The organism is Ensifer adhaerens (assembly GCF_013283195.1).
Taxonomy (GTDB): Bacteria; Pseudomonadota; Alphaproteobacteria; order Rhizobiales; family Rhizobiaceae; genus Ensifer; species Ensifer adhaerens_G.
Genome location: NZ_JABEKT010000001.1, coordinates 505,432 through 530,798, shown reverse-complemented (window position 1 = coordinate 530,798; position 25,367 = coordinate 505,432). Strand labels below are relative to the sequence as shown.

Annotated in this window: 26 protein-coding genes; 11 read left to right on the top strand and 15 right to left on the bottom strand. The window is 62.7% G+C overall.

What is annotated here, in order from left to right:
- Positions 1-141 precede the first annotated feature (141 nt).
- Both dnaK and dnaJ read left to right on the top strand, forming a co-directional pair.
- Entirely contained in the window at positions 142-2,064 is a 1,923-nt protein-coding gene (dnaK, locus tag LPJGGPFB_RS02400) for a molecular chaperone DnaK (RefSeq protein ID WP_077499453.1), read from the top strand.
- A 347-nt stretch (positions 2,065-2,411) separates the two neighbouring features.
- Positions 2,412-3,548, top strand: coding sequence for a molecular chaperone DnaJ (dnaJ, locus tag LPJGGPFB_RS02395; RefSeq protein WP_077499455.1), 1,137 nt, complete (start codon positions 2,412-2,414; stop codon positions 3,546-3,548).
- A 23-nt stretch (positions 3,549-3,571) separates the two neighbouring features.
- On the opposite strand, the gene LPJGGPFB_RS02390 is transcribed toward dnaJ, so the two are convergent.
- The 3 genes from LPJGGPFB_RS02390 to LPJGGPFB_RS02380 form a co-directional block, all read right to left on the bottom strand.
- Complete coding sequence (locus LPJGGPFB_RS02390; RefSeq protein ID WP_173418569.1) at positions 3,572-4,426, bottom strand: DUF2182 domain-containing protein; 855 nt, start codon at positions 4,424-4,426, stop codon at positions 3,572-3,574.
- A gap of 5 nt (positions 4,427-4,431) precedes the next feature.
- Positions 4,432-5,067: a DUF1326 domain-containing protein gene (locus LPJGGPFB_RS02385; protein WP_173418568.1), complete on the bottom strand. Its 636-nt coding sequence runs from the start codon at positions 5,065-5,067 to the stop codon at positions 4,432-4,434.
- 168 nt (positions 5,068-5,235) lie between these two features.
- Positions 5,236-5,985 carry an SDR family oxidoreductase gene (locus LPJGGPFB_RS02380; RefSeq protein ID WP_173418567.1) on the bottom strand — a complete coding sequence of 250 codons (750 nt, stop codon included), beginning with the start codon at positions 5,983-5,985 and terminating at the stop codon, positions 5,236-5,238.
- Between the two features lie 142 nt (positions 5,986-6,127).
- Here LPJGGPFB_RS02380 and LPJGGPFB_RS02375 point away from each other — a divergent pair, with 142 nt between their 5' ends.
- Together LPJGGPFB_RS02375 and LPJGGPFB_RS02370 are read left to right on the top strand one after the other, a co-directional pair.
- The gene (locus LPJGGPFB_RS02375) at positions 6,128-7,027 is read left to right on the top strand and encodes a LysR family transcriptional regulator (protein ID WP_173418566.1); all 900 of its coding nucleotides are present in this window, start codon (positions 6,128-6,130) and stop codon (positions 7,025-7,027) included.
- A gap of 147 nt (positions 7,028-7,174) precedes the next feature.
- Positions 7,175-8,563 carry a serine hydrolase gene (locus tag LPJGGPFB_RS02370; RefSeq protein WP_210264337.1) on the top strand — a complete coding sequence of 463 codons (1,389 nt, stop codon included), beginning with the start codon at positions 7,175-7,177 and terminating at the stop codon, positions 8,561-8,563.
- A gap of 55 nt (positions 8,564-8,618) precedes the next feature.
- On the opposite strand, the gene LPJGGPFB_RS02365 is transcribed toward LPJGGPFB_RS02370, so the two are convergent.
- Both LPJGGPFB_RS02365 and LPJGGPFB_RS02360 read right to left on the bottom strand, forming a co-directional pair.
- Positions 8,619-9,623: an inorganic phosphate transporter gene (locus tag LPJGGPFB_RS02365; protein WP_173418565.1), complete on the bottom strand. Its 1,005-nt coding sequence runs from the start codon at positions 9,621-9,623 to the stop codon at positions 8,619-8,621.
- Complete coding sequence (locus LPJGGPFB_RS02360) at positions 9,623-10,267, bottom strand: DUF47 domain-containing protein (protein ID WP_173418564.1); 645 nt, start codon at positions 10,265-10,267, stop codon at positions 9,623-9,625. Before LPJGGPFB_RS02360 ends, LPJGGPFB_RS02365 begins: the two co-directional genes overlap by 1 nt.
- 290 nt (positions 10,268-10,557) lie before the next feature.
- On the opposite strand from LPJGGPFB_RS02360, the gene recF reads away from it, so the two are divergent.
- Genes recF through LPJGGPFB_RS02345 form a run of 3 tightly spaced genes read left to right on the top strand, consistent with a single transcriptional unit; the run spans position 10,558 to position 12,951 of the window.
- Positions 10,558-11,682, top strand: a complete 1,125-nt coding sequence (recF, locus tag LPJGGPFB_RS02355) for a DNA replication/repair protein RecF (protein ID WP_173418563.1) — start codon at positions 10,558-10,560, stop codon at positions 11,680-11,682.
- A gap of 28 nt (positions 11,683-11,710) precedes the next feature.
- Positions 11,711-12,484 carry a molybdopterin-synthase adenylyltransferase MoeB gene (locus LPJGGPFB_RS02350; RefSeq protein ID WP_173418562.1) on the top strand — a complete coding sequence of 258 codons (774 nt, stop codon included), beginning with the start codon at positions 11,711-11,713 and terminating at the stop codon, positions 12,482-12,484.
- The gene (locus tag LPJGGPFB_RS02345; protein WP_173418561.1) at positions 12,484-12,951 is read left to right on the top strand and encodes a GNAT family N-acetyltransferase; all 468 of its coding nucleotides are present in this window, start codon (positions 12,484-12,486) and stop codon (positions 12,949-12,951) included. The genes LPJGGPFB_RS02350 and LPJGGPFB_RS02345 overlap by 1 nt, the downstream gene beginning before the upstream one ends.
- Here the strand turns inward: LPJGGPFB_RS02345 and LPJGGPFB_RS02340 are convergent, their stop codons facing one another.
- Complete coding sequence (locus tag LPJGGPFB_RS02340) at positions 12,952-13,956, bottom strand: 2-hydroxyacid dehydrogenase (protein WP_173418560.1); 1,005 nt, start codon at positions 13,954-13,956, stop codon at positions 12,952-12,954.
- 177 nt (positions 13,957-14,133) lie between these two features.
- Here LPJGGPFB_RS02340 and LPJGGPFB_RS02335 point away from each other — a divergent pair, with 177 nt between their 5' ends.
- On the top strand, positions 14,134-14,685 hold the full coding sequence (locus LPJGGPFB_RS02335) for an SH3 domain-containing protein (protein WP_173418559.1): 552 nt from the start codon (positions 14,134-14,136) through the stop codon (positions 14,683-14,685).
- Between the two features lie 43 nt (positions 14,686-14,728).
- Here the strand turns inward: LPJGGPFB_RS02335 and LPJGGPFB_RS02330 are convergent, their stop codons facing one another.
- Both LPJGGPFB_RS02330 and LPJGGPFB_RS02325 read right to left on the bottom strand, forming a co-directional pair.
- On the bottom strand, positions 14,729-15,721 hold the full coding sequence (locus LPJGGPFB_RS02330) for an adenosine kinase (protein ID WP_173418558.1): 993 nt from the start codon (positions 15,719-15,721) through the stop codon (positions 14,729-14,731).
- An 86-nt stretch (positions 15,722-15,807) separates the two neighbouring features.
- Positions 15,808-16,236: a VOC family protein gene (locus LPJGGPFB_RS02325; RefSeq protein WP_173418557.1), complete on the bottom strand. Its 429-nt coding sequence runs from the start codon at positions 16,234-16,236 to the stop codon at positions 15,808-15,810.
- 70 nt (positions 16,237-16,306) lie between these two features.
- On the opposite strand from LPJGGPFB_RS02325, the gene LPJGGPFB_RS02320 reads away from it, so the two are divergent.
- On the top strand, positions 16,307-16,900 hold the full coding sequence (locus LPJGGPFB_RS02320) for a TetR/AcrR family transcriptional regulator (RefSeq protein WP_173418556.1): 594 nt from the start codon (positions 16,307-16,309) through the stop codon (positions 16,898-16,900).
- A gap of 18 nt (positions 16,901-16,918) precedes the next feature.
- On the opposite strand, the gene nth is transcribed toward LPJGGPFB_RS02320, so the two are convergent.
- Positions 16,919-17,692: an endonuclease III gene (gene nth, locus LPJGGPFB_RS02315; protein WP_173418555.1), complete on the bottom strand. Its 774-nt coding sequence runs from the start codon at positions 17,690-17,692 to the stop codon at positions 16,919-16,921.
- 22 nt (positions 17,693-17,714) lie between these two features.
- Between nth and LPJGGPFB_RS02310 the strand changes: the two genes are divergently transcribed.
- Together LPJGGPFB_RS02310 and LPJGGPFB_RS02305 are read left to right on the top strand one after the other, a co-directional pair.
- Entirely contained in the window at positions 17,715-18,212 is a 498-nt protein-coding gene (locus LPJGGPFB_RS02310) for a DUF2244 domain-containing protein (RefSeq protein WP_173418554.1), read from the top strand.
- A 73-nt stretch (positions 18,213-18,285) separates the two neighbouring features.
- The gene (locus tag LPJGGPFB_RS02305; protein WP_173418553.1) at positions 18,286-19,158 is read left to right on the top strand and encodes a methylated-DNA--[protein]-cysteine S-methyltransferase; all 873 of its coding nucleotides are present in this window, start codon (positions 18,286-18,288) and stop codon (positions 19,156-19,158) included.
- 52 nt (positions 19,159-19,210) lie between these two features.
- Here LPJGGPFB_RS02305 and LPJGGPFB_RS02300 read toward each other — a convergent pair whose 3' ends face one another.
- From LPJGGPFB_RS02300 to mepA, 6 genes are all read right to left on the bottom strand, one after another.
- The gene (locus LPJGGPFB_RS02300) at positions 19,211-19,846 is read right to left on the bottom strand and encodes a 2,3-bisphosphoglycerate-dependent phosphoglycerate mutase (protein WP_173418552.1); all 636 of its coding nucleotides are present in this window, start codon (positions 19,844-19,846) and stop codon (positions 19,211-19,213) included.
- A 31-nt stretch (positions 19,847-19,877) separates the two neighbouring features.
- Positions 19,878-20,696 (bottom strand): 4-hydroxy-tetrahydrodipicolinate reductase, encoded by an 819-nt coding sequence (gene dapB, locus LPJGGPFB_RS02295; protein WP_173418551.1) that lies wholly within the window; start codon positions 20,694-20,696, stop codon positions 19,878-19,880.
- A 25-nt stretch (positions 20,697-20,721) separates the two neighbouring features.
- Positions 20,722-22,524: an ABC transporter ATP-binding protein gene (locus LPJGGPFB_RS02290; protein WP_173418550.1), complete on the bottom strand. Its 1,803-nt coding sequence runs from the start codon at positions 22,522-22,524 to the stop codon at positions 20,722-20,724.
- Between the two features lie 111 nt (positions 22,525-22,635).
- Entirely contained in the window at positions 22,636-23,655 is a 1,020-nt protein-coding gene (locus tag LPJGGPFB_RS02285; protein WP_173418549.1) for a glucokinase, read from the bottom strand.
- Positions 23,656-23,703: 48 nt separating this feature from the next.
- Entirely contained in the window at positions 23,704-24,084 is a 381-nt protein-coding gene (locus LPJGGPFB_RS02280; protein ID WP_173418548.1) for a methylglyoxal synthase, read from the bottom strand.
- Between the two features lie 85 nt (positions 24,085-24,169).
- Positions 24,170-25,225 carry a penicillin-insensitive murein endopeptidase gene (gene mepA / locus LPJGGPFB_RS02275; protein ID WP_173418547.1) on the bottom strand — a complete coding sequence of 352 codons (1,056 nt, stop codon included), beginning with the start codon at positions 25,223-25,225 and terminating at the stop codon, positions 24,170-24,172.
- Positions 25,226-25,367 lie beyond the last annotated feature (142 nt).

Below are 25,367 nucleotides of genomic sequence, written 5' to 3'. Positions count from 1 at the left end.
CTTGCAGTCCGAAACGCCGGTCCTTATATACGCCGCATCGGCGCAGCCAACGCTGCGAAGAAATCCAAAGACCATCCCGTTAGGGGCTGTCTCACGAATGCCTGACCGGGTTCCGACAGTCCGCTGCAAGGAGAGAACGACATGGCTAAAGTTATTGGTATTGACTTGGGAACGACCAACTCCTGCGTCGCCGTCATGGACGGAAAAGATGCGAAGGTCATTGAAAATGCCGAGGGTGCGCGCACGACCCCCTCGATGGTGGCATTCAGCGAAGACGGCGAACGTCTCGTTGGTCAGCCGGCCAAGCGCCAGGCGGTCACCAACCCGGAAAACACGCTTTTTGCGATCAAGCGCCTGATCGGCCGGACCTTCCAGGATCCGACCACGCAAAAAGACAAGGACATGGTGCCTTACAAGATCACCAAGGCCGACAATGGCGACGCCTGGGTCGAAGCGCACGGCACGAACTACTCGCCGTCGCAGATCTCCGCCATGATCCTTCAGAAGATGAAGGAAACGGCTGAATCCTACCTCGGTGAAAAGGTCGAGAAGGCCGTCATCACCGTCCCGGCCTACTTCAACGACGCTCAGCGCCAGGCAACCAAGGATGCCGGCAAGATCGCCGGTCTCGAAGTGCTGCGCATCATCAACGAGCCGACTGCTGCAGCGCTTGCCTACGGCCTCGACAAGAAGGACGGCAAGACGATCGCCGTTTATGACCTTGGCGGCGGCACCTTCGATATCTCGGTTCTCGAAATCGGCGACGGCGTCTTCGAAGTGAAGTCGACCAACGGCGACACCTTCCTCGGCGGTGAAGACTTCGACATGCGTCTGGTCCAGTACCTCGCTGGCGAGTTCAAGAAGGAACAGGGCATCGACCTGAAGAACGACAAGCTCGCTCTTCAGCGCCTGAAGGAAGCTGCCGAAAAGGCCAAGATCGAGCTGTCCTCGTCGCAGCAGACCGAAATCAACCTGCCGTTCATCACGGCCGACGCGTCCGGTCCGAAGCACCTGACGATGAAGCTGACCCGTGCCAAGTTCGAAGCGCTTGTCGACGACCTGATCCAGCGCACCGTTGCGCCGTGCAAGGCAGCCCTCAAGGATGCCGGCGTCTCGGCTGCCGAGATCGACGAAGTCGTTCTCGTCGGCGGCATGAGCCGCATGCCGAAGGTGCAGGAAACCGTCAAGCAGCTGTTCGGCAAGGAGCCGCACAAGGGCGTGAACCCGGATGAAGTCGTGGCCATGGGCGCTGCGATCCAGGCCGGCGTTCTGCAGGGCGACGTCAAGGACGTTCTGCTTCTCGACGTGACCCCGCTGTCGCTCGGCATCGAAACGCTTGGTGGCGTCTTCACCCGCCTGATCGAACGCAACACGACGATCCCGACCAAGAAGTCGCAGACCTTCTCGACCGCCGACGACAACCAGTCGGCCGTGACGATCCGCGTCTCCCAGGGCGAGCGCGAAATGGCAGCCGACAACAAGCTGCTCGGCCAGTTCGATCTCGTCGGCATTCCGCCGGCACCGCGCGGCATGCCGCAGATCGAAGTGACCTTCGACATCGACGCCAACGGCATCGTCCAGGTCTCGGCCAAGGACAAGGGTACGGGCAAGGAACACCAGATCCGCATCCAGGCATCCGGTGGCCTGTCCGACGCCGACATCGAGAAGATGGTCAAGGACGCCGAAGCCAATGCCGAAACCGACAAGAAGCGCCGCGAAGGCGTAGAAGCGAAGAACCAGGCAGAAAGCCTGATCCATTCTTCGGAAAAGTCGCTGAAGGACTATGGCGACAAGGTTTCGGAAACCGACCGCAACGCGATCTCCGACGCGATTGCCGCGCTGAAGACCGCCGTCGAGGCTTCCGAGCCTGATGCCGAAGACATCAAGGCCAAGACCAACACGCTGATGGAAGTCTCCATGAAGCTCGGTCAGGCGATCTATGAGGCCCAGCAGACGGACGCCGCCCATGCGGACGCCGCCGCTGACGCCGCCCGCGACGGCGATGTCGTCGATGCGGACTACGAAGAAGTCAACGACGAAGACGACCGCAAGCGTTCGGCCTAAGTCGCTCTCTGCTAGAGACGAAAAAGCCCGGGGTGACCCGGGCTTTTTTGTTGCTCTTTATACCCCCGCAGGCTCGCGTCGAACGGCTTTTTCACGGGCGGGCGGCACTGGACCCACGCCTCTGAGACGGCCGCCATGGGACAACGTCGTGGGCTGGAATGGCAACGAGCGGCGCCAGCGAGGCGCAAGACCGGCAGAAACGTCATTTTTCCGACAAAAAACCGCATCTGCAGCTCGATGGGCTATGGTATCGCGCTTCAAGGTTTACTAAATCCTGTGGCAAGGTAACCAGGCAGCCGCCGGGCCCCCGCGCTGGCACGCCTTGTCAACAGGACAATCTTTGAAGAATGAAACGTGATCTTTACGAAACGCTTGGCGTTGCCAAGACCGCGGATGAGAAGGAGCTGAAGAGCGCCTTCCGCAAACTGGCGATGAAGTATCATCCGGACAAGAACCCCGGCGACGCCGCCTCGGAAAAGACCTTCAAGGAAATCAACGAAGCCTACGAGACGCTCAAGGACCCGCAGAAGCGCGCGGCCTATGATCGCTATGGCCACGCAGCCTTCGAGCAGGGCGGCATGGGCAACGGCTTCGGCGGTGGTGCCGGCGGTGCCGGCGGGTTCTCCGACATCTTCGAAGACATCTTTGGCGAGATGATGGGTGGCGGACGCCAGCGGCGTTCATCGGGTGGCCGCGAGCGCGGCGCCGATCTGCGCTACAACATGGAAATCTCGCTGGAAGAGGCCTATTCCGGCAAGACCGCGCAGATCCGGGTCCCGACCTCGATCACCTGCGACGTCTGCACCGGCTCCGGCGCCAAGCCCGGCACCAGCCCGAAAACCTGCGGCACCTGTCAGGGCTCCGGCCGTGTGCGCGCCGCTCAAGGCTTCTTCTCGATCGAACGCACCTGCCCGACCTGCGGCGGCCGCGGCCAGACGATCACCGACCCCTGCACCAAGTGCCACGGCCATGGCCGCGTCACCGAAGAGCGCACGCTCTCCGTCAACATCCCGGCCGGCATCGAAGACGGCACCCGCATTCGCCTCTCCGGCGAAGGGGAAGCAGGTGTGCGTGGCGGGCCGGCCGGTGACCTCTACATCTTCCTCTCGGTCAAGCCGCATGAGTTCTACCAGCGCGATGGCGCCGATCTCTATTGCAGCGTGCCGATCTCCATGACGACGGCAGCCCTCGGCGGCAAGTTCGACGTCACCACGCTCGACGGCACCAAGTCGCGCGTGACGGTGCCGGAAGGCACCCAGGCCGGCAAGCAGTTCCGCCTGAAGGGCAAGGGCATGCCGGTGCTGCGCTCCAGCCAGACCGGCGATCTCTACATCCAGATGCAGATCGAAACCCCGCAGAAGCTGACCAAGCGCCAGCGCGAGCTGCTGCAGGAATTCGAGCAGATCTCGTCGAAGGACAACAACCCGGAATCCGCCGGCTTCTTTGCCCGGATGAAGGACTTCTTCGACACGCTGAGCGACTGACGCTCAGCGGCTGCCTCTAAAGATCACGTCATGGCCGCGAGCTGCCACAGCCCGGCCATGACGATCAGGGCGCCTGCGATGCGCGACAACAGCCGGCCGCCCGGCACGATCTTTTCGGCAAGGACGAAAATGGCGATCGCCGCGATCCACAGGACGTTCATCACCCCGCCGATGAACAAGAGCGCCATCAGCGCCCAGCAGCAACCGACACAATAAAGACCGTGCAGCAGACCGAGCCGGCAGGCACCGCCGGCATCGCGGCGAAAGCCGCCATGGTTCTGGATGAACAGGAACGGTGCCTGGCACTGCCTCAGGCAGGCGTCCTTCAGCGGCGTCCATTGAAAAAGCCCGACCGAAATCAGGATGACAGCGCTCAGACCGCGGCTGGCGCTCGCCAGCATCGGCGTCAGCAGCAGCGCTTCCTCCAGCAGCCATTGCCCTGATGTTGCGAGGGCGGCAAACAGAGTCCAGGCGGAAAGATAGCCGCCGGCAAAGAAGCCGGTGGCGGCAAATGGCTTGTTGTCACGCGCCGCCTGCCGCCCGACACGGGCATAGAGCAGGATCATCGGCGCCGCCGAAGGCGTCATCATGCCGATCATCATCACCGCCCACATGACGAAGGCATAGGCGAATGTCGAAGCACGCCACGGGCGGAGGGTCGTATCGCCCATCGGCGCCATTGCATCCGCCGTCATGTCCATATCCATGGCCATGCCCGTGCTCATGCCATCGCCCGAGGCGGGGATGACGGCCATGCTATCCATTCCCACTGCCAACCAGAGGATATAGAGCCAAGTAATCCCGGTCAGGGCCAGCAGCGAGAACGCGACGATCACCCGGTCGCGCCTAAGAAGCGTTTCGAGCGGGGTGTCGGCCATAACAGTCAGTGCACCACGCCGCTTTCAGTCAGATGCATGCTGGCAAAATGGGCGTGCGAATCCGGGATCGACAGCGCCAACGGCCCTTTGGTATCGGCCCAGCCGCGCCCGACTTCGCAGATATCGTATTCGAAGCCCTTCGGCAGGTTGATGCGCGCCTGATGCGGGCTCCCCGTCACCGGGTTCAGGATCGGCTCGCCGCGCGCGACGATCCAGCCGGGAACGTTCAGCCGTGCTGTGCGGGCGCTCACGTCGACATCGAAATCGATTTCGGCAAAGACCGGGTCGTGAAAGGTTTCAAATGTGGTGGCAAACACCTGGAAGAAGGTCGCTCCTGGCTCGGTATCCTGGCCGCTCATGATGCGCAGCAACGACTCCCGTTGCGCCGGAGTGGCGCGGATATCGACGATCGGCACGACCGCTCCTTTGCCCTCGTGAATTGCGCCCGGCCAGGCCGCGATCAGTCCGCATCGCAAGCCGTCGAGCCGCGTTTCGCCGTGATGGCCGGTCTCGATCTCGATCCCGCCGACGGCGCAGCAATTGCCGTGGGTCGGCAGCGCGTTGAACTGGCAGGGGCAGCCATAGGCGCAATTGCAGTGAATGAATTCCCGGCCCTTTATGGTCCATCTGACACTCGACATCGTCTCCTCCCGGATCTGATCGGTGTGGGATTTGCCTCATTCTCTTCCAATGCACGACGATTTATTAGAACGAAAAAATATACTCTTCTCGGCGACCAATGCCAACGCCGGAGGCGGCGCGGTCGCCGCCGCCCGGCGCCGAACGGCGGGCGGCGGCGGCAAGCAATATCAGAGCGTGGCCATGCCACCGTCGATGATCAGCTCGGCACCGACGGTAAACGCGGCCTCGTCGGAGGCGAGGAAGACGACTGCCTTGGCGATCTCGCTTGCGTCGCCGAAACGGCCGAGTGGGATCTGTGCGGCGATCGATGCGACAATCTCCTTGTTTTCCGCCGGCGTCGCGCCGTGGCCATCATGCAACGGCGTCCTGATCGGGCCGGGGCTGACGGCATTGACGCGAATGCCGCGGCCGATCAGTTCACCGGAAAGGGTCTTGGCAAGCGAAAGCAAGGCCGCCTTGCTGAGCGCATAGACGCTGGAGGTCGGCATGCCGATGTGCGCATTGATCGAGGTGTTGAGCACGATCGAGGCCGGCTTCGAAAAGATCGGCAACAGCGCCTGGATCAGGAAGAACGGGCCTTTGACATTGATATCGAGCGACCGGTCGAAGCTCGCTTCGTCCCAGTTTTCGATCGGCTGGAGCTTGGCGATGCCGGCATTGACGAAGAGAATGTCGAGATGGCCGAAGGCGGCCTTGACCTGCTCCGCAACAGCGGCCTGGCTGGCAGCGTTTCCGGCATCGGCCTCGATGACAAGAGCGCCTTCGCCGAGCACTTTGCGTGCCTCGGTGATGTTCTTCGGGTTGGTGCCGGTCACGGCGACGCGTGCGCCTTCGGCGATGAACTGCCGCGCCGTCTCCAGGCCGATGCCGCTGGTGCCACCGGTGATGAGCGCGGTCTTGTTCTGCAAGCGTGTCATGATGGATTTCCTTTCGTTGCGTTGGTTTCGGACCGATCGCCTTTGCATCGACCGCTGTCCTTCGATGCCGATAGATATGGCCGAAGATTTCCGTTCGGATTAGTCTGCCAATGATGGAACTCGAATTCGGGAAAGCCGAACGATGCTGAAAATCGAAGGAATCGCCGCGTTTGTCGCGGTTGCGGAAGCCGGCTCGATCAGCGAGGCGGCGCGTCGGCTGAGGTTGTCGAAATCGGTGATCAGTGAACGGGTTTCCGACCTGGAACGCAGCCTGAACGCAACGCTCCTGCATCGCACCACGCGCAAGCTGACGCTGACCGAGGACGGCATCGCTTTTCGCGAGCGTGCCGTACGGATCGTCAGCGAGGTTCAGGCCGCCGCCAGCGATCTGGCCGAGCGCAGGGGAACACTGACGGGACCGCTCCGGATCGCCGCGCCCGTCAGCTTCGGGCATCTGCATCTCGGACCGGCGCTTTATCCGTTTCTGGCGGCACATCCCGAGATCGAACTGACGCTCGATCTCGACGACCGTCGGATCGACGTCGCCTCGGAGGGCTTTGACGCGATCGTTCGTCACGGGGTCATCGCCGATTCACGGCTGGTCGTGTGGAAACTCGCCAAGAGCCGGCGCCTGCTGGTCGCCTCGCCCGAATACCTCGGCCGCCACGGCACGCCGGCCTCGCTAGCCGAACTCAACGACCATCGCGGCATCTTCTACACCAACCGCGGCGCCTCCGACTGGCGGTTCGAGGGGCCGGGCGGCTCGACCGTCATCCGCGCCCGCATGGCGCTCCGGATCAACAACGGCGACATGATCCACGATGCCGCCGTCGCCGGGCTCGGCATCGCGCTATTGCCGGCCTTCCTCTGCGGTCCCGCCGTGCGTGAAGGCCGTTTGCGCGAGATCGATATCGGGTTTCGCCCCGAACCGGAGTTCATCTACATGGCCCACCCCGAGGGTCGGCGATCCTCGGCGAAACTAAAGGCAATCGCCGAGCACCTGAAGAAGGCTTTTGGCGATCCACCGCACTGGGATCCATAAGCCACCGGGCATTTCAGGCGCAACAGCTCGGCCCCGGCCCCACAGTCTGCGATACCTCGACCAAGTCTTGACCAGGTCTCGACTATCGAGGGTTGGTATGCGCCGAATGCGTCTTGCAACCGAAAATGGAATGCTTATCTCCCCTCCATGCGGCACCTCCTCCTCAACTGGATCACCATCATGACGCTCGGCACAGCCGCCCAGGCAGCCCCTATCTCCGCAACCGATGACGAAATCCTGGAAATATTGACCGCGCGTATCGACGAGCAGAAACAGTCGGTCGGCATCGTCGTCGGCATTATCGATGCGGCCGGACAACGGGTCGTCGCGCACGGCCGACTGGAGAAGGACGACCCGCGCCCGCTCGATGGCAACACCGTGTTCGAGATCGGCTCGGTGACCAAGGTCTTCACTGCACTCGCGCTTGCCGACATGGCCGAACGCGGCGGTGTCCAGCTCGACACACCGGTTTCGCAGCTGCTGCCGGAAAGCGTTGTCCTGAGGCAAGCAGCCGATGGCAAGCCGATCACGCTTGAACATCTGGCGATGCACATGTCCGGCCTGCCGCGATTGCCGGACAATCTGATGCCGGCCGACGATAACGATCCCTATGCCGACTATGGCGTCGCCAAGCTTTACGCCTTCCTTTCCAGTCACCAGCCGACCCGACAACCCGGCGGTGAGCACGCGTATTCCAACCTCGGTTATGGCCTGCTTGGCCATGTGCTCGCGTTACAGTCGGGCCAGTCCTACGAGGCGCTCGTCAGGGAGCGCATCGCAATTCCGCTCGGCATGGCCGATACCGCGATCACCGCGCGTCCCGAATGGGAGGGGCGGCGCGCAACAGGGCACGATGCTGGCCTGGAGCCGACAAGCGATTGGGATCTCGGCGCGCTGCCAGGGGCAGGCGCACTGCGCTCGACCACCAACGATCTTCTGACCTTCCTGCAGGCGGCGATGGGCAAGAAGCCCTCATCCCTTGCGCCTGCGTTTGCCACGATGATTGCGACGCGGAAGCCGCTTGGCGACGGCAGCGAAGAGCAGGCACTCGGCTGGGTTATCTCCGGCTCCGGCGAAAGGCAGATCGTCTGGCACAATGGCGGCACCGGCGGCTACCGATCGTTCGTCGGCTTCCGACCGTCGACTGGCGTCGGCGTCGTGGTCCTGTCGAACACCTCGACGGAAGTCGGCGTCGATGACATCGGCGTGCATCTGCTCGATCGCGAGAGGTCGCTCGCACCCGCCCCGGTTCAGCGGGTCGCCATCTCCGCCGACCCGGCAACCTACGACGCCTATGTCGGCACCTATCGGCTGGCGCCCGGTTTCGATCTGACGGTTTTTCGGGATGGCAACCGGTTGTTTACGCAGGCAACGGGCCAGGGACCGATCGAAATTTTCGCCGAGGCGGAACATCGCTTCTTTGCAAGGTCGGTCGATGCGCAGATGACCTTCGAGGTCCCAGCGGGCGCGCGCGCCGCAAGCCTGACGCTGCATCAAAATGGCCAGGATAGCCCGGCCGCGCGCGTCGGGGGCTGACGCGTCTCGAATTCAGAGGGGGCCGCCCCCGGCAATGTGCCGGAGGCGGATGAACTCAGAGGAACAGGGCGACTGCAAAGTAGGTGAGCGCCGAGATAGCCGCAGCGGCCGGCATGGTCACGAACCAGGCGATGACGATGTTGCCGGCAAGGCCCCACCGCACCGCAGACACGCGCTTGGCCGCGCCCACGCCGATGATGGCACCGGTGATGGTGTGGGTCGTCGATACCGGAATGCCGAGCCAGGTGGCGGCAAACAGCGTGATGGCACCGCCGGTTTCCGCGCAGAAGCCTTGCATCGGATTGAGCTTGGTGATCTTCGAACCCATCGTGTGCACGATGCGCCAACCGCCGAACAGCGTGCCGAGAGCGATTGCCGCCTGGCAGGTGATCACTACCCAGAACGGCACGTAGAACTCCGAACCGAGATAGCCCTGAGAGAACAGGAGCACGGCGATGATGCCCATGGTCTTCTGCGCGTCGTTGCCGCCATGGCCGAGCGAATAGAGCGAGGCCGAGATGAACTGCAACACCCGGAACTTGCGGTCGACGGCAAACGGCGTCTGGCGCACGAATATCCATGAGACGATGAGGATCAACAGGAGCGCCAGGAAGAAGCCGATCATCGGCGACATGAAGATGGCGCCAACGGTCTTGAGGAGGCCCGTCCAGACGATGGCGTCACCGCCGGTGCGCGCCAGGCCGGCACCGACGAGACCGCCGATCAGCGCATGCGAGGAGCTCGACGGGATGCCGAAGATCCAGGTCGCAATGTTCCAGAAGATCGCGCCCATCAGCGCCGCGAAGATCACCAGCGGCGTAACGATGCTGGGATCGATGATGCCCTTTCCGAGCGTCTCGGCCACATGCAGGCCGAAAAACAGGAAGGCGATGAAATTGAAGAACGCCGCCCAAAGCACCGCGTATTGCGGCCGCAGCACTCGGGTTGACACGATCGTCGCGATCGAGTTGGCGGCGTCATGCAGCCCGTTGAGAAAGTCGAAGAACAGCGCAATCGCGATCAGCGCGACAAGCAGCGGCAGGGCGAGCGTCGCGTCCATCAGACGTTCTCGATCACGATGCCGCTGACCTCGTTGGCAACATCCTCGAAGCGGTCGACGACCTTTTCGAGTTCGCCATAGATCTCGCTGCCAATGATGTAGGCCATCGCGTTGTTGGCGCCGTGGCGGCGGAAGAGATCTTTCAGACCCTGGTCATGAAGCTCGTCGGACCGGCCTTCGATGCGCGTGATCTCTTCGGCAATGGCAATGAGCCGGCCATGGTTGGTGCCGATGCGATCGAGCAGCGGAATGGCCTCAGCGATCAGATGCGCCGCCTGAACGACGATGGCGCCCATTTCCTGCATGCCCGGATCGAAGGTCTTCTGTTCGAACAGCCGGATCGTCTTGACCGTCTTGTGCATCATGTCGATGGCATCGTCCATCGACTGGATGAGATCCTTGATGTCGCCGCGATCGAACGGCGTGATGAAGGAGCGGCGGACGGCCAGAAGCACGTCGCGGGTGATGTTGTCAGCCTCGTCCTCGAGCGCGACGATGCGGTCACAATGTTTTTCGAGGTCGCTACCACCGGCCAGAAGCTTTTCGAGCGCTTCGGCGGCACCGACGACGGTGCGCGAATGGTGAGCGAAGAGATCAAAGAAGCGGTCTTCGCGGGGAAGGAGTTTGCGGAACCAAGCCAGCATCACACATATATCCGTTCGTGGATTGTCATGCGGCTGTCATATTGTACGCAGGCCATCAAGAAAAGCGCTGAAACACAGGGATTGCAAGGCTTTCCCCGCCGTTATCGCGCATTTTTCGCTGCAAATGGCCGAGGCTGCCTTTCGCCTTGCCTTGGCGGCCGCTTTCGTCCTACTGCATGAATTCCTAGATCGGCACCGATTTAGGTCGAGAATTATGCAGTGCGCTGAAAGTGTTAGAGCGTCCTTTCCGGCGCGCTGTTACTGGCGCCGAAGTCGAATCCGGACCCGAAATGCCACAGAAGGTCTTTCTCAATCGTCTGAAGCTGAGCGAGTTCCGCAATTACGCGGCGCTGTCGCTGACGCTCGACCAGCGGCATATCGTGCTGACCGGCGAGAACGGCGCCGGCAAAACCAATCTGATGGAAGCGGTGTCGTTTCTGTCGCCCGGCCGCGGCCTCCGGCGCGCTGCCTATGCCGATGTCGCCCGCGTCGGCGCCAGCGACGGCTTCTCGGTCTTCGCCGAAGTGGTGGGCATGGAAGGCCCGGTCGAGATCGGCACCGGAACGGCCGGTACGAATGAGGGGCAATCGCGGCGGCTGCGGCTGAACGGCACGGCGGCGAACACGGTCGACGAACTGACCGACCATTTGCGCGTGCTTTGGCTGACACCGGCCATGGACGGCCTCTTCACCGGCCCCTCGGCCGATCGCCGCCGCTTCCTAGACCGGCTGGTGCTTTCGCTCGATCCCGAACATGGCCGGCGCGCCAGCGAATTCGACCGTGCCATGCGCAGCCGCAATCGGCTCCTCAGCGAATTTCGTCCTGATCCGGCCTGGCTCACTGCCATCGAAAAAGAAATGGCCGGGCTCGGCGTGTCGATGGCGCTGGCCCGACAGGAAATGCTGGGCCTGCTGACGGCGCTGGTCGAAAGAAATACCGGCGACAGCGTCTTTCCGTCCGCGCGCCTGGCGCTCTCTGGCTTCTTCGACAATGAGAGCCACAGGCCGGCCTTCGACCTTGAAGAGCAATATCTGACCATGCTGCGCGAGGGTCGGCCGCGCGATGCGGCCGCCGGCCGGACGCTGGACGGACCGCATCGCAGCGACCTGTTGATCCGTCACCGCGAAAAGGACATGGAGGCCGAGCGCTGCTCGACCGGCGAACAGAAGGCGCTGCTCGTCGGCCTGGTGCTCGCCCATGCACGCCTTGTCGGCGACATGACCGGCCACGCCCCGATCCTGCTGCTCGACGAGATCGCCGCGCATCTCGACATGGGCCGCCGCGCCGCCCTTTTCGATCTCGTCGACGGGCTTGGCGGCCAGGCCTTCATGACCGGGACGGACCGTGCGATGTTCGACGCGCTCGGCGAGCGCGGCCGGTTCCTGACCGTGGAGCATGGAAACGTTTCGGGATGATGGAGCCGATCATGGAAAGTGTGCGCTCATGACCAACACCAGCCTCGACCCCTCGGAAATCGCGCGCTATGCGCGCCACATCATCCTGCCGGAACTCGGCGGTGCGGGGCAGCAGAAGCTGAAAGCCGCGCGCGTTCTCGTCATAGGTGCCGGCGGCCTCGGCGCTCCCGTTCTTCAATATCTGGCTGCCGCCGGCGTCGGCACACTCGGCATCGTCGACGACGACGTGGTGTCCTTGTCGAACCTGCAACGGCAGGTGATCCACCAAACTGCGGATATTGGCCAGGCGAAGGTCGACAGTGCGTCCGCGACGATCGGCGCGCTCAATCCGCATGTGGCGGTCGAGCCGCATCCCTTTCGCCTTGCCCCCGACAACGCCGAGGCACTGTTTGTCCAATACGACCTGGTGATCGACGGCTCGGACAATTTCGACACGCGCTATCTCGCCGCCGATACGGCGGCAAGCACCGGCATTCCGCTCGTCACCGGCGCAGTCGGTCGCTTCGACGGGTCGCTGACGGTGCTGATGCCCTATCGCAACGGCAAGGATGGCGTGCCCAACCCGTCCTACCGCGACCTCTTTCCTGAGCCGCCTCCGCCAGGCGTGGTACCGTCTTGCGCCGAGGCCGGCATCATCGGCGCGTTGACCGGCGTCATCGGAACATTGCAGGCTATGGAAGCCATCAAGGTGATCGCCGGCATCGGCGAGCCGCTCGTCGGCCGACTGTTGATGTATGATGCGCTCTCGGCGCAGTTCAGCACCATCCGTTATCGCAGGCGCGGGACCGACAAGGCGGACTGATGCAGATCATCGAAATCGACGCGACCTTCGATCGCTACGGGGAATTGCTGGATCTGATCCTGAAAGCTTTTGCCTACATGGATGGGCGGATCGACCCGCCGTCGTCAGCCCATGCGCTGACGGTCGCAGGTTTGAAGCAGAAAGCTTCGGCAGAAATCGGATTGATCGCCCTCGATGGACCGGAACTGGCCGGCTGCATCTTCTGCAAGCCGGAGACCGATTGCCTCTATGTCGGCAAGCTTGCAGTCGCTGAGGGATATCGGGGTCAGGGCGTCGGCCGGCTGTTGCTGGCAAAGGCCGAAGACACGGCACGCAGTCGCAACCTATCCGCCCTGAGACTGCAGACGCGGATCGAACTCACCGAAAACCACCGGACGTTTGCGGCCTGGGGCTTTGTCGAAACCGGCAGGACGGCGCATCCGGGCTTTGCCCGCCCCACCACCATCGAAATGCGCAAGGTGCTCTGATCAGTCGCGACCGGGCAGCACGCGGTCCGGCGGTCGGTGGCCATCGAAGAAGGTGCGGATGTTGATCACCACCTTGTCGCCCATGTCGACGCGGCCCTCGAGCGTCGCCGAACTCATATGCGGCAACAGCACGACCTTACCTTCGCCGGCAAGCTTGATGAGCTTGGGATTGACCGCAGGCTCGTTCTCGAAAACGTCGAGCCCGGCCCCGGCGATCTTGCCTTCGCGCAGGCACTTGATTAGCGCCGTCTCGTCGATGATGCCGCCGCGGGCGGTGTTGACGATGTAGCTTTCCGGGCGCATCAGCGCCAGGCGGCGGGCCGACAGCAGGTGATAGGTCGCCGGCGTCGAGGGGCAATTGACCGAGACGATGTCGACGCGGGCTAGCATCTGATCGAGGCTGTCCCAGTAGGTCGCCTCCAGCATCTCCTCGGTCTCGGTCTTGACCCGGTGACGGTTGTGATAGTGGATCGACAGACCGAAGGCCTTGGCACGACGGGCGACAGCGGTGCCGATGCGGCCCATTCCGACGATACCGATGCGTTTGCCGGCAATGCGGCGGCCAAGCATCCAGGTCGGCGACCAGCCGGCCCATTCGCCCTTGCGATCGGTCAGTATCTGCGCACCTTCCGCAAGCCGGCGCGGCACCGCCAGGATCAGCGCCATCGCCATGTCGGCGGTGTCCTCGGTCAGGACGTTCGGCGTGTTGGTGACCGTGATGCCCTTTCGCGCGGCGGCATCGACGTCGATGTTGTCGACGCCGTTGGAGAAGCTCGCGATCAGCTTCAATTGGGGGCCTGCCTGCTCGATCAGCGCCGCGTCGATCCGGTCGGTCACGGTCGGCACGAGCACGTCGGCGCGCTTCACCGCAGCGACAAGCTCCGGCTGACTGCGGGGCGTATCGTCGATGTTGAGCTCGGCGTCGAACAGCTCGCGCATGCGGGTTTCGACGATGTCCGGCAGTTTCCGGGTGATGTAGACCTTGGGCTTCTTCTTGCTTGTCATTGCTGCGATGGGCCTCGTTGACGGGTCCTTAACCAAGTTGGGCGATACTTTCTCCCTGTAGCCGCAATTTCTACCAGACCCGGTCGGGAAGACAAACAAAACTCGCTGCGTCGTCCCCGCGATTTACGCCCCGGCCAAGCGCCCTGGGTGAACTGCGCCTGCAAGTTGCCACGGAAAATGAGCTTCGTCATGCGTCACGTCATTTCCAAACTCTCGTTCGCGTTGATCGCCGCCTTCGTCGGCGCGGTCATTACGACTTCGGGCGCCCATGCCCAGGCCGCCAAGGGAGCCAGCGGGTTGCCGCTGCCGCGATTCGTCAGCCTCAAGGCCAAGAGCGTCAATCTGCGCATCGGCCCGAGCGTCGACTATGCGGTGGCGTTCCGTTACCTCAGGCCCGGCGTGCCGGTGGAAATCATTCAGGAATACGATAATTGGCGCCGCATCCGCGACGCCGATGGCACCGAAGGCTGGGTGAATCAGGCGCTTCTGTCGGGCGACCGCACCGCCGTCACCGCGCCATGGATGCGCGGCAAGGGCGAAGGCGTGTTCGTCAACCTGCGGCGCGAGCCCCAGAGCACCGCGGCGATCGTCGCCCGCATGGAGCCCGGCGTGGTCATCCGCGTGGGTGAATGCAACGGTGACTGGTGCCACATCGAAACCCAGGGCGTCGACGGCTGGATCGTCCAGAGCGAGATCTGGGGCGCCTATCCGGGCGAAGCCTTCAAGTAAAGGCTACGCCCTCTTTTCGTTTAGAGAGAAAATCCGGCTCGCCTCAGGCGAGCTCGGCCTGCTTGGCGGCAGCAGCGAGCGAGACCATCGGCCGCGGACCGATCTGGCCGATGACGATACCGGCTGCGAGATTGCCGAGCTTGCTGCAATCCTCGATAGACCGACCGGTCGTATATCCGTGGAGAAAGCCGGCTGCGTAAAGATCGCCGGCCCCTGTCGTGTCAACGACCTGCGCAAGCGGCGTCGCACCGACGCGGATGCGTTCTGCGCCGCGCACGACGACGGAGCCTTCCTCGCTCAAGGTCACGGCTGCAAGCTTGCAGTCCTTCGACAGCTTTTCCAGCGCCAGGTCGAAATCCTCTGTCTCGTAAAGTGCGAGCGCTTCCTGCTTGTTGGCAAAAACGATGTCGACGGTGCCGGAGCGCATCAGCTCGAGAAACTCGTCACGGTAGCGGTGAACGCAGAAACTGTCCGACAGGGTCATTGCAGTTTCGCGACCGTTTTCATGGGCGATCTTGGCAGCCTCGCGGATCGCGTCCTTGGCGCGCGGCGGATCCCAGAGGTAGCCTTCGAAGTAAGTGACCTTGGACTGGGCGACGACGTCGGCTTCGACGTCTTCCGGGCCAAGCTCGACGCAGGCGCCGAGATAGGTGTTCATCGAGCGCTCACCGTCCTCGGTCACGAAGATCATCGAGCGCGCCGTCGGCGGCACGGTTTCGAGCGGCCTGGTCTGGAAGTAGACGCCCTGGGCGCGAATGTCGTGCGCGAAGATCTCGCCGAGCTGGTCGTTGGTCGTCTTGCCGAAATAGGCGGCACGGCCGCCAAGGCTGGCGACGCCGGCCGCCGTGTTGCCAGCGCTGCCGCCGGAAGCTTCTACGGCTGGGCCCATGCGCGAGTACAACAGCTCCGCCCGGTCAGCATCGATGAGGTTCATCGCGCCCTTGATGATGCCGTTTTCGCTCAGAAAGCCGTCATCGCAGCGCGCAATGATATCCACGATCGCATTGCCGATCGTCAGCACGTCGTATTTTGTCATGAACTCCGTCCAGTTTCCCTAATGGCCGGTGTTCGTTAATAGCGGTTTTCCAGCCATTTGGAAGACAAAACACGCGCGCACCGCGATCATTCCGCCGGAAGTGCGCTGACGTCATAGGCGGAAGCAAACTCGGCACTCGGCGGAATCGGCTTGATGATGTCGATCAGGACGCCGTTCGGATCGGTGGTGATGAAATGGCGCTGACCGAAATCCTCATCGCGGATGGCCAGCAGGATCGGCAGGCCAGCCGCGCGGCAGTCGGCATAAACGGCATCCGCGTCCTCGACCTCGAAGTTGAGAAGCAATCCACCAACAGGCTTGCGGGCTTGTTCCGGAATGGTCTCATGACGATAGTCGAGGATGGCGAGCGCCACCGTCTCGGATTCGGAAGATTGCAGATGCACGTACCAATCGCTGGTGAACAGTGCCTTGAAGCGAAAATTGTCGACGTAGAAGGCCGCGGTTGCCGCAACGTCTGACGTCATGATGACGGGATAGTAGCTCGTCGATTTCATGGCTTTTCCTCGGGTTCGTATTATCATACAGTCTGCATGTATTTATCGAATTAACATACAGGCTGAATGTATGCAAATAGAATCGCCGCGCCGCACCAACCGCGAACGCTCCGACACGACCCGCGCTGCCATCCTCGACGCGGCCCACGGACTGTTCGTCGCGCGCGGTTATGCGGAGACGTCGACTCCGGACATCGTGGCGGCCGCCGGCCTGACGCGCGGGGCGCTCTACCACCATTTCGAAGATAAGAGGGCGCTGTTTCGCGCGGTTGCCGAGCGCGAAGCCGGTGCGGTGGCGGCCAGGATCGAGCAAGCGACCGTCGATGACCTGACGTCGCGCGATGCGCTGATAGCGGGCGCAAGAGCCTTCTTCGACGCGATGGCAGAACCCGGTCGAATCCGCATCCTGCTGCTCGACGGGCCGGCCGTGCTCGGCACGCGCGAGATGGCCGCGATCGATGCAGCCAATGCCCAGAGGACGCTGGAAGACGGTTTGGCGGAAGCGATGGCGCCGAAGGTCATTGACCGGGACGCATTGGCTGCAACAGCAACTCTTCTGTCGGCGGCTTTTGATCGTGCGGCATTGGAGATTGCCGAAGGCGCTCCGACGGACCTCTACGTTGAAGCGATCAGTCAGCTCATCGACGGACTGATTTCCACCTGAGCCCGCCTCCGGCCGAAATCAGCCAGCCACCGGAAGAACCTGCTGCGGCAACTCGACCAGCGGCGCCGGAATGTCGCAGGTCTTCTCTGGCGACTTGCAGATATCGGCAATGACGCAGCGCTCGCATTCCGGCTTGCGCGCCTTGCAACAATAACGGCCATGCAGGATCAGCCAGTGATGCGCGTGGTAGAGATATTCGTCGGGAATGATACGCGAGAGCTTCGCTTCAACCTCGTCCGGGGTCTTGCCCGGCGCCAGACAGAGCCGGTTGGCTATACGCAGGATATGGGTGTCGACGGCGATCGTCGCCTGGCCGAAGGCCATGGACAGCACGACATTGGCGGTCTTGCGTCCGACGCCCGGCAACGTCACCAGTTCCTCGCGCGTGCGCGGCACCTCGCCGCCGAAATCTGTGATCAGCTTTTCGCTGAGCGCGATGACGTTCCTCGCCTTGTTGCGGAAAAGCCCGATGGTCTTGATGTAATCGCGGACTTTCTCCTCGCCCAGCGCCAGCATCTTTTCCGGCGTGTCGGCAATGGCAAAGAGCGCGCGCGTCGCCCGGTTGACGCCGGCGTCCGTCGCCTGTGCCGACAGGGCGACGGCCACCACCAGGGTGAAAGGATTGACGTGTTCCAGCTCCCCCTTCGGCTCCGGCCGCTGGATTGAAAAGCGCCGGAAAATCTCCGCGATTTCCTCGCGACTGTAGACGCCCGTCGTTCGCGGAGCGGGGCGTTTCGACGCCGGCTTCTTTTTCGCGGGCGTGCCCGGCAATTTCGGCTTCACGTTTTTCATGATGCATCTATAGTCAATGGTCATGACTGATGGCAACGACGAGACGGCTGCCGGCGAAGAGCCGGTGTTCAGCGCCGAATTGACCCCCTACCGCTCGCTCGGCTTCAAGGGGTTCAAGGTGTTTTTTCTGATCGCCGGGTTGCTCAGCCTGGTGCATGCAGTCGTATTCATGGTGATCGGCGCCTGGCCGATCGTGTTCTTCTTCGGGTTGGATTTCGCGCTGCTGTTCGGCGCCTTCTGGCTGAACTACCGCTCGGCACGCGCCCGAGAAGAGGTGCGCGTTTCGCGAACCGACGTTTCAGTGCGCAAATTCACGCCATCAGGCCGGATGACAGAGCATCGTTTCAACCCGTTCTGGGCGCGCTTCAACATCGCGCGGCACCAGGAGATCGGCATCGTCTCGATGAGCGTCAGCGACGGCGGGAACCGGACCGATGTCGGCTCCTTCCTCAACCGCGACGACCGGGAAACCTTCGCCACCGCGTTTTCCGGGGCACTTGCAACCGTGCGCCGCCGCTGACGGAACCCGATCAAGTTTCGGGTGGCAACGGCACCGGCGCCATGATTACCTGTGTCACGACAGGAGATGACCGATGAACATAGCGACAACCCTCCCGACCGATATCACGCCCGGCGGCACCGATTACGACACGGTGAGAAGCGTGATCGAAATGCTCACCGAAGAGTATCGCGAACAGCCTTCGCTCGACGCGATCGCCCAGAGGCTGAAGCAATCGCCGACGCAGTTGCAGAAGGTCTTTACGCGCTGGGCCGGGCTTTCCCCGAAGGCCTTTCTGCAGGCGGTCACGCTCGACCATGCCAAGCGGCTGTTGCGCCAGGAGGACATGCCGCTCTTGGAGACCAGCATCGAGGTCGGACTATCAGGCCCGAGCCGGTTGCACGACCTGTTCGTCACCCATGAGGCAATGTCGCCGGGTGAGTGGAAGGCCCGCGGCGCCGGCCTTGTCATCCGCTACGGCTATCACCCTTCCCCCTTTGGCACGGCACTGGTGATGATCACCGACCGCGGCCTGGCCGGCCTTGCCTTTGCCGATGGCGGCGGTGAGCAGGAGAGTTTCGAGGACATGGCGCGTCGCTGGCCGAACGCCGCTTACGTCGAGGACAGCGCGGCGACGGCGCAATATGCCGCTCGCATTTTCGATCCGGAACGCTGGTGCGACGACCAGCCCTTGCGGATCTTCCTGATCGGCACCGACTTCCAGATCCGGGTCTGGCAGGCGCTCTTGAAGATCCCGCTTGGCCGCGCCACGACCTATTCGACGATCGCCGGTGAGATCGGTCAGCCGACCGCCTCGCGCGCCGTCGGAGCGGCTGTCGGCGCCAACCCGATCTCCTTCGTCGTTCCCTGCCACCGGGCGGTCGGCAAGAGCGGCGCTCTCACCGGCTATCACTGGGGGCTGACACGCAAGCGTGCCATCCTCGGCTGGGAGGCCGGCAAGGCCTGAAAACGAAAAAGGGGCGCGATGCGCCCCTTTTGCTTGTTGATGCATGCTCGGCTCAATGCGCGGCCGACATGTCGCCCAGCACTTCCTTGGAAGCGACCGTCGAATTGGCGTTGAGCATGTAGACCATCGGCACGCCAGTCGCGAGATTGAGCTTCAGGATTTCTTCCTTGGTCAGACGGTCGAGAACCATGACCAGCGAACGCAGCGAGTTGCCGTGCGCGGCGACGAGAACCTTCTCGCCGGCCAGCACACGCGGCAGGATTTCCGTCAGGTAATAGGGCCATACGCGGGCGCCGGTGTCGCGCAGGCTTTCGCCGCCCGGCGGCGGAATGTCGTAGGAACGGCGCCAGATATGCACCTGCTCTTCGCCCCATTTTTCGCGAGCATCATCCTTGTTGAGACCGGAGAGGTCGCCATAGTCGCGCTCGTTCAGAGCCTGATCGCGGATGGTTTCGAGCGATGGCTGGCCAACGGCATCGAGCACGAACTGGCAGGTACGCTGAGCGCGGATCAGCGACGATGTAAAGGCGACGTCGAACTTGATGCCGTAGTCGGCGAGCGCCTGGCCGCCGGCCTTGGCTTCTTCGACGCCAAGCTCGGTCAGGTCAGGATCACGCCAGCCGGTGAACAGGTTCTTCAGGTTCCAGTCGCTCTGGCCATGCCGGACGAGGACGAGGGTGCCGCTCATATGATTTCCCCTTGAGATGATAGAGATGGTGTCAGTCGAGCCCGAGAACATCGAGCATGGAGTAGAAGCCGGGTTTCTGGTCCCGCGCCCAGAGCGCTGCAGTCACCGCACCGCGTGCGAAGATCGAGCGGTCGGTGGCGCTGTGGGACAAGGTCACTTGCTCCCCTTCGCCGGCGAGAATGACCGAATGTTCGCCGATCACCGAGCCACCGCGCAGCGTCGCAAACCCGATCGTGCCCTGCGGGCGGGCGCCGGTGTGACCGTCGCGCACGCGCACGGAATTTTCCGAAAGGGCAATGCGGCGCCCCTTCGCCGCCGCTTCGCCGAGGAGCAGCGCTGTACCGGAGGGGGCGTCCACCTTGTGCTTGTGGTGCATCTCGAGGATCTCGATGTCCCAGCCAGCCGGACCAAGGGCACGCGCCGCCTTCTCCGTGAGCACGCCGAGAAGGTTGACGCCGAGGCTCATATTGCCCGATTTGACGATGCGGGCATGACGCGCGGCGGCACGGATCTTCGCGTCATCGTCCGCTCCACAGCCGGTGGTGCCGATGACATGCACGATACGTGCCTGCGCGGCCAGGCCGGCAAATTCGACAGTGCCGGCAGGCGAAGTGAAATCGAGAACGCCTTCGGCTTCGACGAAGGCTTCGAGCGGCTTGTCGGTGACCGAGACGCCGATCGATCCGAGACCGGCGATCTCTCCGGCGTCGCGGCCGATGAAAGGCGAGCCTGGACGCTCCACCGCCGCATGCAGGCGGACGCCATCCATGCCATTGATCATACGGATCAGCGTCTGGCCCATGCGACCGGCCGCGCCGACGACCACAAGCTTCATGTCCGTTGTGCTCATCGGCGATTTTCCTTCCTGCTCACGTTTAGATTTCAGCGTCGACCGACGCCTGTGGGACCTTGCCCTGGAGATTGTGCAGGCGCGCGTACAGCCCGTCCTGGCGGCGCGACAGGTCCTCGTGCGTGCCTTCCTCGACGACAAGGCCATCCTTCATGACGATGATCTTGTCGGCATTGACGACCGTCGAAAGCCGGTGGGCGATGACGATCACCGTGCGTCCGTGCATCGCCTCGTCGAGCGCCTTCTGTACGGCCGCCTCAGACTCGGTATCCAGCGCCGAAGTCGCCTCGTCGAGCAGCAGGATCGGCGCATTGCGCACGAGCGCGCGGGCGATCGACAGCCGCTGCCTCTGACCGCCGGACATCGTGACCCCGTTCTCGCCGACCGCGGTGTCATAACCCTGCGGTTGGGTGAGAATGAAATCATGCGCATAGGCGAGACGCGCGGCTTCTTCGATTTCCGCATCGGTCGCATCCGGACGACCGTAACGGATGTTGTCGCGGATCGAGCCTTCGAAAAGGTAAGGCTGCTGCGAGACATAGGCGATGCCGTTGCGCAACGACTGCTTGGTCACATCGGCTATGTCCTGTCCGTCGATCAGGATCTGGCCGGAGGCCGGATCGTAGAACCGTGGAACGAGGCTGATGACCGTCGACTTCCCGGCCCCGGACGGACCGACGAGAGCGGTGGTCTTGCCGCCTTCGGCGACGAAGCTGACACCCTTCAGGATTTCATCACCATTGGCGTAGCGGAAACGCACATCGCGCAGCTCGACGGTCGCGCCATCAAAGGTAAGCTGCTTTGCACCCGGCTTGTCGCGCTGATGCGGAACGGTATCGAGAATCTCGTAGACCATGCGGGCATTGACCGCAGCGCGCTCCAGCGACACCTGAAGGCGGGCCAGCCGTCGCGCCGGGTCATAAGCCATCAACAGAGCGACGACAAAAGCGAAGAAGGCACCTGGCGGAACATCGTTGTAGATTGCCCGGAATGCGGAATATGCAAGCACGCTGGAGATGGCGAGGCCCGCAAAAGTTTCGGTCATCGGCGCCGTGCGTTCGCTCAGGCGAGCAATCCGGTTGGCGCGATTTTCAGCGCGATCGACGATCGCGTCGACCTTGCTGCGCAGTTCGCCTTCCATCGTGAAGGCCTTGACGATGGAAATCCCCTGGATCGTCTCCTGCATCGCACCAAGGACACGGCTGTTGACATCGATGGCTTCGCGGGTCGCAGAGCGCAGCCGCTTGGAAACATACCGCAGGCCCAGAAGCAAAGGCGGCGCCGTCACAAAGACGATGATCGACAGCAACCAGTCCTTGACGAACATCACGCCGATCAGGCCGATCAGGGTCAACAGATCGCGGGCGATCGACGTTACCGTCAGATTGAGCACGTCGCGGATGCCGCTGACGTTCTGGCTGATCTGGGCCGCAAGCTGTGCCGACCGTTGCTCGCTGAAATAGCCGACGCTGAGCGCCATCAGATGCGCGTAGAGCCGCTTCTGGTACCTTGCGACGATATTGTTGCCGATCTTCGACAACGCGACGGCCTGGCCGTAGGTGGCAAAGCCGCGCAGCACGAAAGCGCCAAAGATCGAACCGCAGACCAGCAGCACGATGCTCGCGTTCTTGTTGGCAAAGGCCTCATTGATCACGGTCTCCATGATCGAGGCGGTAAAGCCGGTCGTCGCAGCGACGACGGCCAGGCAGCCAATGGCAAAGACATAGCCGCGGATGTGATCGCGACCGTTTTCTGCAATGACCCGCTTCAGGATTCCGGTGATGGTTTCGGAATCGACCGTATGCTGTTTTTTATCTTTAGCGCTCAAAAAGCCTGTCTTCCCTGAGCCTGTGCGGTGCGTCGGACGCCGACGCTACCTTTCCCGGGCTCTATAGTGGTTTGATGCGGCTTTGGCGAGTCTTTGCGCGATCCGGCCGCTTCAGCTTCTCCAGCGCCGTCCCTCTGTTGCAACACCGAAGTCTCTCGGCGTGCGCGCGAAAGCCGCCAAACCGGAAAGTGCCGCCATCGGATGGATGACCGCGAAGGTCGGAATTGTCTTCATCAGAGCGGAGTGCGGCGCCTTGTCTTCGAAGGCGGCGCGGAATTCCGGTTTTTGCAGCGCCGGCAAGATCTTCTGCGAAATGCCTCCGGCGAGGAACACGCCGCCGCGGGCCATGAAGATCAGCGCCATGTCGCCGGCCACCCGCCCGAGATAGGTCGAGAACAGCGATATGGTCTCGACGGCAGCAGCGTCGTTGCCGGACAGCGCGCTTGTCGTGACCTCGGCCGGATCCTTCATCACCGGCTCTTCACCATTGGCCGCGCAAACAGCGCGATAGAGGTTCATGATGCCGCGACCACAGAGGATCTGCTCGCCGGCCATGCGCCCTTCGATCGGCTCCAGGAAAGGCCAGATCTGAAAGTCGCGCTCCGTGCGCGGACCGATATCGACGTGGCCGCCTTCGCCCGGAACCGGAAACCAGGTGTGTTGTGCAAAGACCAGACCGCCCACCCCGAGCCCGGTACCTGGGCCGAGAACGACGCGAGAGGTCAGAGGGCGGACGCTGCCACCGCCGATCTGCACCAGATCTTCCGCCGCCGGAGCAGCAACGGCCAGCGCCTGCGCCTCGAAATCGTTGATGATCAGCACGTCCTCAAGGCCAAGGCTTTCGAGCATGTCCTTCGGGCGTAACACCCAGCCGGCATTGGTCAGCGGGATTTCATCGCCCTTGATCGGACCGGCGACCGCGAGGATTGCCGAACGCGGCTGGACGGACGTCTTGTCGAGGATGCTCTTCTGCAGCGCTTCTTCGATCGTCTCGAAATCGCCTGTCTTGATCGGCTGCAGCTGCTTCGGCTCGGCAAAGGCGTCGAGCAGCAAGGCAAAGCGCGCATTTGTGCCGCCGATATCGCCGATCAGGATCGGAAAGGAAAAGCTGTTGTCACTCGCACCGGGCATCGCACTGTCCATCCTGATCGTCGCCGTGAGGTTTCGAAAAATTCTCTATCAGTTGTGGTTGAAGTCGATCAACTGCTCGGCTGTGGCGCGATTGAGCGCCATCGGGATGTCATAGACGATCGCAAGTCGCATCAGCGCCTTGACGTCGACATCATGCGGCATCGCCGTCAGCGGATCGACGAAGAAGATCAGCAGCTGGACATCGCCGGTCGCGATCATCGCGCCGATCTGCTGATCGCCGCCGAGCGGGCCACTTTTCAGCCGCGTGACATCGAGACCAGGGCAGACATCGAGAACGCGGCCGCCGGTCGTACCGGTGGCGACGATCTTCCACTGCGCAAAGACCGCTTCGTTTGCCTTGGCAAAGGCGGCAAGATCGTCCTTCTTCTGATCGTGCGCGATCAGGGCCACGCATTTCCGATCCGCCATGCCATCTCCCCGCCATCAAATTTAAATCGATTTGATCGCCGTATACATGAGCGTAACAGGATTGAAAAGCCGCAAGGCAAGACGCCTATTGCAGCGTCGGACGCGGCAGCGGCACCGGCACGTCAGATGGCGGCAAATCGCTTGCGGCATTGCCGATCACCTGCTCGATGCCTTGCTCTGCGGGTGCCGGTGAGGCGGCGCGATAGGCCATTCCAAAGGTCACATCTTGCTCAGAGGCCGGCGCTGGGCCGTTCAGCACCAACGTGCACGCCTTCGGCAGGTCGGCCATGGTCGTGAGGCGGGGCTTCACCGGCTTTTCGCCCGGCTTTTTCTTCGGCTTCGCCCAGGGCTCATCGGTAAACCACCAGGCAAGCGACTTGTCGCAGCCATCGCCGGCCGGCACCGCCGCCTGGTCCTTGCAGGTCGACGACCCCTCGGGGCATTTGATGCGGATGTGGAAATGATAGTCGTGGCCATAGATCGGCCTGACCTTGCCGAGCGCCGAGCGGTCGCCGTTCCAGGTGTCGCAGAGCTTCTTTTTGATCGCCGGATTGACGAAAACCCGCTCGACCTGAGGGTAGCTTGCCGCCAGCATGATCAACCGCGCATGCGACGGCGTCCAGATCGACGGATCGACGGTCAGAAACTTGTTCTTCTGCAGCATGGATGTCGCGGAAATGTCCTCGCGCTCGCGGCCCGTCAGGGTCCTTTGCGGCATCGGCGTCAGCCAGATATCGGCATCGAGGCCGATCTGGTGCGAAGCGTGACCGGACAGCATGGGGCCGCCGCGCGGCTGCGAGATATCGCCGAGCAGCAGACCGGGCCAGCCGACCTTTTCGGCAGCATCATGGGAGAATTGTTCGATCAGCGCGATCATCTGCGGATGGCCCCAGCGACGGTTGCGCGACAGCCGCATGGCCTGCCAGGTCGGGCCATCCGTCGGGATCGCCACGCCGCCGGCAAGGCAACCCTTGGCATAGAAACCGTAGGACGAGGGCGCCATCTGCGCCGGCAGTGATTTGGCGCCAAACAGCGCCTTGGCCGGCGTGTCGTCTGCGCTGGCGGCATCGGCGATCAAGACGCTCGTTCCGAGCAAGAGCGCCAGAAGCGCCGAGCCACAGCGTCGTATTGCAGCAACCATGTCCAATTCCGTTCCGTTCATTCCCCAAGGGCGAACCGCACCGGCAATGGGTGCGAGATGCCCGATATCCCCTGATCCTAAGGTGCCGCCTTTGCCTCAGCCTTGCGGATCACCGGGATGTGACGCAAAAATTTCGCCTGAT